Here is a 6,803-nt window from a genome sequence, read left to right as displayed (position 1 = left end):
GCGGCGGTTCACGTCGGCAGACATGACGGCCGGGTATCGTGGGTCCTGCATGGTTGCCTCGTCGAGTTGGGTCCGCTTTGTTGGGGCCGCTTTGATTTGTCCGAAACGGACGTGCTCGAAGGCGGTTCCTGTGCCGGGACTGCGATCAGAAGCGGCTGCCGGCGTGCTCGAGGCCAACCTTGCCGAAGCCTGCCTTGCGTCGCCAGGGCGGGAACTCGACGACATCGCGGCAGGCAAGCGCGATGCATTCGATGTGGCGATGGTCGGTGCCGCAGCAGCCGCCCAGCACGTTGATCTGAGGATGCCGGCGGACAAGGTCGCGATACTGGCGCCCGAGCTCGACCGGATTGCCAGTGTCAAGACTGGGCGATTCGTCGAGTTCATGGTGACTGCGTTGCGAGGCATTGGCGCGCAGGCCGCGAATCCGCCGCACCCACGGCCCGTCGAGGACATCGCTGAAATGGGCCGGATGGGCGCAATTGATCATGTAGTAGGAGGGCGCGCCGTCGGTCATCGCGTCGACCGCACCGATTGCATCGGCCAGCGTTTGTCCGGTCGGCAGGCGGCCATCGACCGCGACCGTGAAGGCGACTACGACGGGCATGGCCGCGCGCTTCGCCGCGGTCGCGATGCCGGCTGCTTCAGGGACGTTGGTCATCGTCATGGCGGTCACCATGTCCGCCCCTGCTTCGGCGAAGGCTTCGATCTGCAGGCGGTGGTAGTCCGCCGCCTGGTCGACCGACATGAGCTGACCGGGATCGTAGCCGTCGCCGCGCGGGCCGACGCAGCCGCTCACGACCATGGGCATCTCGGTCGATTCATGACGGGTGCGCAGGTCGAGCAGAAGCCGGATCGACGCCTGGTTGACCGCGACGATGTCCGACCCGTCGTAGCCCAGCTTGCCGCCCCACTCGGCGCTGGCGCGCCAGGTCGGGCTCTCGAGGACGAAACCCAGCCCGTCGGCCTTGGCGATCGCGATGAACCGCTCGTAGTAGCGTGTCAGCGCCTGGCGTCCGCGCGCATCGTGAATCAGGTGGAAGGCGGCAAAGTGCGGGAGCTCGAATCCGTCGTGAAAGAGCAGGCAGGTTTCGATGCCTCCGTCGGTCAGGAAGAGCCGATCGGCTACCTGTGGCAACCGACGGCGATATTTGGCGGGGACGCTCATGACCGGCACACCCTGTGAAGAGGCTCTGGTAGGGGCGCGGAAAATATGGAATCCCGGACCAAGGGAAATGACCGGCCGGCCGTTTCTCTTGTCCGACCAGCCGAATTCCGTGAGGGTTCCGAATGACCGATCCCTTGTCGCAACTCCTGGGCGCCATTCGCCTGACAGGCGGCATCTTCCTCGAAGCGCGCTTCACGGCGCCGTGGTGCACGACCTCCCACATCACGCCACAGGACGTCGGGGCGTTCCGTGGCATGCCCGGCCACATAATTGCCTACCATGTCGTCCTGAGCGGGCGGCTGGTCTGCATGGTAGAGGGCGAATCGCCGGTCGAGGTCAGCGCGGGCGAGGTTGTGCTGTTGCCGCGCAACGATGCGCATCTTCTGGCGAGCGGGCCAGGCGTGCCTGCCGTCGCCGCCGACGAGCTGATTCGCCCCGGGCGGGAAGGTGGCTTGCTGCAGATCGACCACGGCGGTGGCGGTGAGGCGACCAACATCGTCTGCGGTTATCTGACGACGGAGCATAGTCCGAACCTGCTGATCGCCAGCCTGCCGCCCCTACTCAGGCTCGACATCAGTAAGGGAGCCTCGCGCGATTGGGTCGAGGCCTCGGTGCGCTTCGCGGCGCGCGAATTTATCGCTGGCAAGATGGCGTCTCTGCCAATGATTGCACGGCTATCGGAGCTGTTGCTCGTCGAGGCCATGCGCGACTACGCGGCGACCCTTGACGGTGCCAGGACGGGCTTGCTGAAGGGGCTGAACGACGCCCAGATCGGCCATGCCCTGACGCTGATTCATGGACGGATCGGGGCGCCGTGGACCATCGAGCAGCTCGCCCGCGAGGTCTCGATGTCGCGAAGCGCCTTCAACGAGAGATTCACGGCGCTCGTCGGCCTGCCGCCCATCCGTTACCTCACGCAATGGCGTCTCCAGGTGGCACAGGAGAAACTGCGGCGTGACGGCCAGAGCATCGCCCAGATCGCCCATGCCATCGGCTACGAGTCGGAGGCCGCCTTCAATCGCGCTTTCAAGCGAGCGTTCGGTGAGCCCCCGGCGCGCTGGCGGGAGCAACAAGGCAGGAACGATTCATGACGGTATTTCAGCGCCTTACCGCAGTATATTGACAAGAGAAATAAAGTAAGAGAAGGTCGAGCCATAAGGGCCGCGCCAAGCGGCGAATGAAATTGTCTCGAAGCCGGTGCGCGGCTGCCCCTCTATTCTCGAGGCCCGATCATGAAGTCGAAGCTGATCGTTCTGATTGCCCTGCCGCTGGTCCTGTCGCTGTCGGCGTGCGGCGACACCTGGGGTGAACGCGCCGTGACGGGCGGCGGCATTGGTGCCGGCACCGGCCTGGCAATCGGTGCTATTGCGGGTTGGCCGCTGCTTGCGCCGGCCCTGGCAGGCGCCGCCGTCGGCGCCGGCATTGGCGCGGCGACCACACCCAAGCAGTAGAGGCGTCAGCTCAGCAGCAGCCGGAGCTTGCGGTCGAAGACGCTGAGGACGTCTTCGAGCGACTCGCCGTGCGCCAGTTTGCGCGGCCCGTTGTAAACCATGTAGCCGCCGCCACTGCCGCCGCTTGCGGGCACCTTGGCAATGGCGAACAGCGGCTGCTCGGCAGTATGGCGAAAGATCGAAAAGATCGCCATGCCCGGCCGGAAATCGATGGCATAGTCGCGCCATTCGCCCGAGGCGACGCGAAGGCTGTAGAGATTGAGCAGGCGCGACAGTTCCTGTCGATTGAAGGATACAACGCGACGCCGGGCCCGGTGGTCGGGCAAACGATACAGGTCGGTCATGCAGCCGCGTCGAAATTCATTGCGAGTAGAAGAATTGTTGCAGAAGCGCCGCCGGGCGTAAAGCGTCACGAAATTGCCCCGCCCGGCGGTTTGCCAAAGCTCCGACAGGGGGCTATGAACCGCCGCCAAATCTGTTGATATTTCGCGATAATCCAGGGGTTCGCCGTGTCCGATTCCGCCGCCTTCCACGAGGTCGACGAGGCCGTCCGCAAGGACGAGCTCAAGGAATGGTGGGCTCGTTACGGCACCTGGGTCGTAGCGGCCGCGGTGGCGGTCGTGGTCGCGGTTGCGGGCCTGGTGGGCTGGCGCCAGTACGATGCCGCCCAGCGTGCCGAGGCGAGCGCCGCGTACTCGGCTGCCCTGGCCAAGATCAGCCAGGATCCGAAGGCGGCGCGCGCCGAGTTCGACCAGCAGGCCAAGAGCGCCCCTGAGCCCTATCGCTCCCTTGCGACCATGATAGCTGCCCAGCTGAACGAGCCGCAGGAGGCGCAAGTCGCCGCGCTGCTGGCCGTCGCGCCGAGCCTGTCCACGCCCGAACTGACCGATCTTGCGAACGTGATCGCCGGCTTCAAGAGCGTGGACTCGCCCACGGCCGAAGAGGTGATCGCGAGACTGGAGCCGCTGGCCGGGCCGGATCGCCCGTTCCGTCTCAGCGTGCGCGAGCTGCAGGCCTTGGTCGCCATGCACAAGGGCGATCTCAAGCGTGCCCGTGAAGTGTGGACCGAGATCTCCAAGGATCCTGCGGTGCCGCAGGGGGCGATCCAGCGGGTCACCGCCATGCTCAATCTCTACGGCGGCGGGGCGGAGGCGAAGTAGGTCCATGAGCATCGAGGTGCCGCCGCCGGCCCGTGTCGCCGGTTGTCGTATCGCCGGTCGACTTCTTGGCGCGTTGGTCCTGATCACCTCGCTGACGGCCTGCGACGTCGTCGACTATTTCGTCGGCAAGCGGAAGGAACCGCTGCCGGGCGAACGCGTTTCCGTGTTCTCCGAGCGCGGCGCGCTCGAGCCCGACAGCGACATGGCCAATGTCCAGGTCGTGCTGCCGGCGCCGACGGTCAACGATTCGTGGCCTCAGTCGGGCGGCTTTGCCAACTACGCCATGCACAACCTGGCGGTCGGCGAGTCGCCGCAGATCATCTGGACCGCCGATGTCGGGGCAGGCTCCACGTCGTCTCGCATCCTGACAACGCCGCCGATCGTCGCCGAGGGCAAGGTCTTCGCCAAGGATGCGCAGAGCACCGTATCGGCGTTCAACGCCGATACCGGCCAGCTGATCTGGCGCGTCACACTGAAGCCCGAGAAGGCACGCGACGGCGACGAGTTCGGCGGCGGGCTGGCCTACTATGGCGGGCGTCTGTTCGTAACCACCGGCTTCGCCACGGTCTACTCACTCGATCCCGCCAACGGCAACGAAGTCTGGAATTCGACGGTGAGCGCGCCGGTGCGCGGCTCGCCCCTGGTTTTCGCCGATCGTGTGTTCGTCATCTCGATCGACAACAAGCTGCAAACCCTGGCCGCCGTCGACGGGCGCGACCTGTGGCAGTATTCGGCCCTGCAGGAAGCGGCGGGCTTCGTCACCGGCAACAGCCCGGCCGGCTCGGGCGACTATGTCGTGGCGCCGTTCAGTTCCGGCGAGCTGGTCGGGCTTCGCCTGGAGAATGGCCGCGCCACTTGGAACGAATCGCTGATCGGCGCGCGCGGCGAGGTTCGGGCGTTCGGCAATCTCACCGACATTCGCGGCCGTCCCGTGATCGATCGCGGCGTGGTGCTGGCGATGGGAACCGCAGGCCAGCTCTCGGCGGTCGATCTCAACAGCGGTCAGCGCCTGTGGGAGCGCGGCATCGGCGGCAGCCAGACGCCCTGGGCAGCCGGCGCCTTCGTGTTCGTCACGACCAGCGCCGCCGATGTCGCCGCCATCGGCCGCAACAACGGCAAGGTGAAATGGGTGACGCAGCTCACCCAGTACGAGGACGCCAAGCGCACGACGCCGGTGCTATGGTCGGGCCCGGTGCTGGCTGGCGATCGCCTGCTGGTCGCCGGCACGATGGGCGATCTGCTCGCCATCTCGCCGTACACGGGTGAGGTCCTCGGCAAGCTCGCGGTGCGCGACCCGGTGCGACTTGGACCAGTGATCGCCAACCGCACGATTTACCTTCTGACCGACTCGGGCCGCCTCATTGCCCTCCGCTGACGACGGCGCGACGATCGCGGGCACGCCCCGTGCGGCGCCGCGGGTCGCCATTGTCGGCCGGCCCAACGTCGGCAAGTCCACCCTGTTCAACCGGCTGGTCGGCCGCCGGCGCGCCATCGTCGACGACACGCCCGGCGTGACGCGCGACATCCGCGAATCGCCGGCACAGCTCGGCGATCTCGCCTTCACCCTGCTCGATACGGCAGGCTGGGAGACCGCGGGCGGCGAGGCGCTCGAGGCGCGCATGCGCCGCTTCACCGAGCGCGCCGTCGACAGCGCCGACGTCGTGCTGTTCCTGATCGACGCGCGCGCTGGCATCGTGCCGCTCGACGAGAGCTTTGCCTCGTGGCTGCGCCGCCGCGCTTCCAAAGTGATCGTGATCGCCAACAAGTGCGAGGGCCGTGCCGGCCAGCAGGGCCTGGCGGAAGCGCACGGTCTCGGTCTCGGCGAGCCGGTGCCGATCTCGGCCGAGCACGGCGAGGGGCTCAGCGATCTGCACGACGCCCTGACGCGTCACATTGCGCCTGCGCCGGAGGGCGATGAGGAGGCCTTCGAAGCCGACACGGAATGCGCCGAGGACGACGCAGAGGGGGCGAAGCGACCGCTGCTGCTGGCGATCGTCGGCCGACCCAACGTCGGAAAGTCGACCCTGCTCAATCGCCTGATCGGCGAGGAGCGCGTGCTCACCGGGCCCGAGGCCGGCATCACCCGCGATTCCATCCGCGTCGACTGGCAGTGGCGCGGCCGGCCGGTGCGGCTGGTCGATACCGCGGGCATGCGCCGGCGCAGCCGCATCGAGGAGAAGCTCGAGGCTGCTTCGGTGGCCGATACGCTCGATACCATCCGGCTGGCCGACGTGGTGGTCGTGGTGCTCGATGCCGCGAACATGGCCGAGAAGCAGGATCTCGCTGTCGCCGGCTGGGTGATCGAGGAGGGGCGGGCGCTCGTGATCGCGGTCAACAAGACTGACCTGCTGGCCGACGATCAGGCGGCGGCGACGCGGGCCTGGCGCAAGCTCGCCGACCGGCTCGAGGCCTCGTTCGCCCAGGTCAAGGATGTGCCGATCGTCGGCTTCTCGGCCCTCAACGGGCGCGGTGTCGAGCGCCTGATGCCCAAGGTGTTCGAGATCTTCGACATCTGGAACAAGCGCGTGCCGACCCCCAGGCTCAATCGCTGGCTGCGCGAGATGGAGACGCTCCATCCGCCGCCACTCGCCAAGGGCCGGCGCATCCGCCTGCGCTTCATGACCCAGATCAAGATCCGCCCGCCGACGTTCGTGCTGTCGGTCAGCCAGCCGGAGGAACTGGGCGACGACTACCTGCGCTTCCTGACCAACCGCCTGCGCGACGATTTCGGCCTGCCCGGCGTGCCGATCCGGTTCACCATGCGCAAGCCCCGCAACCCTTACGTGGGGAAGAGGCGCAAGGCGTAGGGCGCGCTTCTCATCCTCCTCCCCAGCTTTGCTGGGGAGGTGTCGCCGTCATACGGCGACGGAGGGGTCATGGTTCATGTTGACCGCGGGCGTCCAGCCCAACCATGGAAACTCGTGAGCGGGCGTGACGCCCGCAGTCAACGCCATGACCCCTCCGTCGGCGAAGACGCCGACACCTGTACCTTTTCCAGACCTGAGTAGGTGAGCGGCGTGGGGGTTG

Annotated in this window: 7 protein-coding genes; 5 read left to right on the top strand and 2 right to left on the bottom strand. The window is 66.9% G+C overall.

Features of this window, described 5'->3' with window-relative positions; translation table 11 throughout:
• Window positions 1-145: 145 nt before the first annotated feature.
• Complete coding sequence (locus AB7O82_RS36140; RefSeq protein WP_428554355.1) at window positions 146-1,165, bottom strand: homocysteine S-methyltransferase family protein; 1,020 nt, start codon at window positions 1,163-1,165, stop codon at window positions 146-148.
• A 122-nt stretch (window positions 1,166-1,287) separates the two neighbouring features.
• Between AB7O82_RS36140 and AB7O82_RS36135 the strand changes: the two genes are divergently transcribed.
• A complete protein-coding gene (locus AB7O82_RS36135) occupies window positions 1,288-2,256 on the top strand; it encodes an AraC family transcriptional regulator (RefSeq protein ID WP_428554352.1) in 969 nt (322 codons plus the stop codon).
• Between the two features lie 141 nt (window positions 2,257-2,397).
• A complete protein-coding gene (locus tag AB7O82_RS36130) occupies window positions 2,398-2,616 on the top strand; it encodes a bacteriocin (RefSeq protein WP_428554350.1) in 219 nt (72 codons plus the stop codon).
• Between the two features lie 5 nt (window positions 2,617-2,621).
• Here AB7O82_RS36130 and AB7O82_RS36125 read toward each other — a convergent pair whose 3' ends face one another.
• Window positions 2,622-3,149: a DUF2794 domain-containing protein gene (locus tag AB7O82_RS36125; protein ID WP_428554347.1), complete on the bottom strand. Its 528-nt coding sequence runs from the start codon at window positions 3,147-3,149 to the stop codon at window positions 2,622-2,624.
• Between AB7O82_RS36125 and AB7O82_RS36120 the strand changes: the two genes are divergently transcribed.
• The 3 genes from AB7O82_RS36120 to der are packed head-to-tail and all read left to right on the top strand — an operon-like array spanning window position 3,126 to window position 6,583.
• Entirely contained in the window at window positions 3,126-3,776 is a 651-nt protein-coding gene (locus tag AB7O82_RS36120; protein ID WP_428554345.1) for a tetratricopeptide repeat protein, read from the top strand. The two genes, AB7O82_RS36125 and AB7O82_RS36120, sit on opposite strands and share 24 nt — an antisense overlap.
• Before the next feature lie 4 nt (window positions 3,777-3,780).
• The gene (locus AB7O82_RS36115) at window positions 3,781-5,151 is read left to right on the top strand and encodes a PQQ-binding-like beta-propeller repeat protein (RefSeq protein WP_428621685.1); all 1,371 of its coding nucleotides are present in this window, start codon (window positions 3,781-3,783) and stop codon (window positions 5,149-5,151) included.
• Window positions 5,138-6,583 carry a ribosome biogenesis GTPase Der gene (der, locus tag AB7O82_RS36110; RefSeq protein WP_428554340.1) on the top strand — a complete coding sequence of 482 codons (1,446 nt, stop codon included), beginning with the start codon at window positions 5,138-5,140 and terminating at the stop codon, window positions 6,581-6,583. Before AB7O82_RS36115 ends, der begins: the two co-directional genes overlap by 14 nt.
• Window positions 6,584-6,803: the final 220 nt, after the last annotated feature.

Origin of the sequence: Reyranella sp., from assembly GCF_050185545.1 — a bacterium.
In the GTDB taxonomy this organism is placed as follows: domain Bacteria; phylum Pseudomonadota; class Alphaproteobacteria; order Reyranellales; family Reyranellaceae; genus Reyranella.
This window is presented reverse-complemented; position numbering and strand designations above follow the sequence as displayed.

Bases quoted from the DNA above. Each gene is read 5' to 3' on its own strand.
- AB7O82_RS36140 (WP_428554355.1), bottom strand. From the start codon at position 1,165: ATGAGCGTCCCCGCCAAATATCGCCGTCGGTTGCCACAGGTAGCCGAT.
- AB7O82_RS36135 (WP_428554352.1), top strand. From the start codon at position 1,288: ATGACCGATCCCTTGTCGCAACTCCTGGGCGCCATTCGCCTGACAGGC.
- AB7O82_RS36130 (WP_428554350.1), top strand. From the start codon at position 2,398: ATGAAGTCGAAGCTGATCGTTCTGATTGCCCTGCCGCTGGTCCTGTCG.
- AB7O82_RS36115 (WP_428621685.1), top strand. From the start codon at position 3,781: ATGAGCATCGAGGTGCCGCCGCCGGCCCGTGTCGCCGGTTGTCGTATC.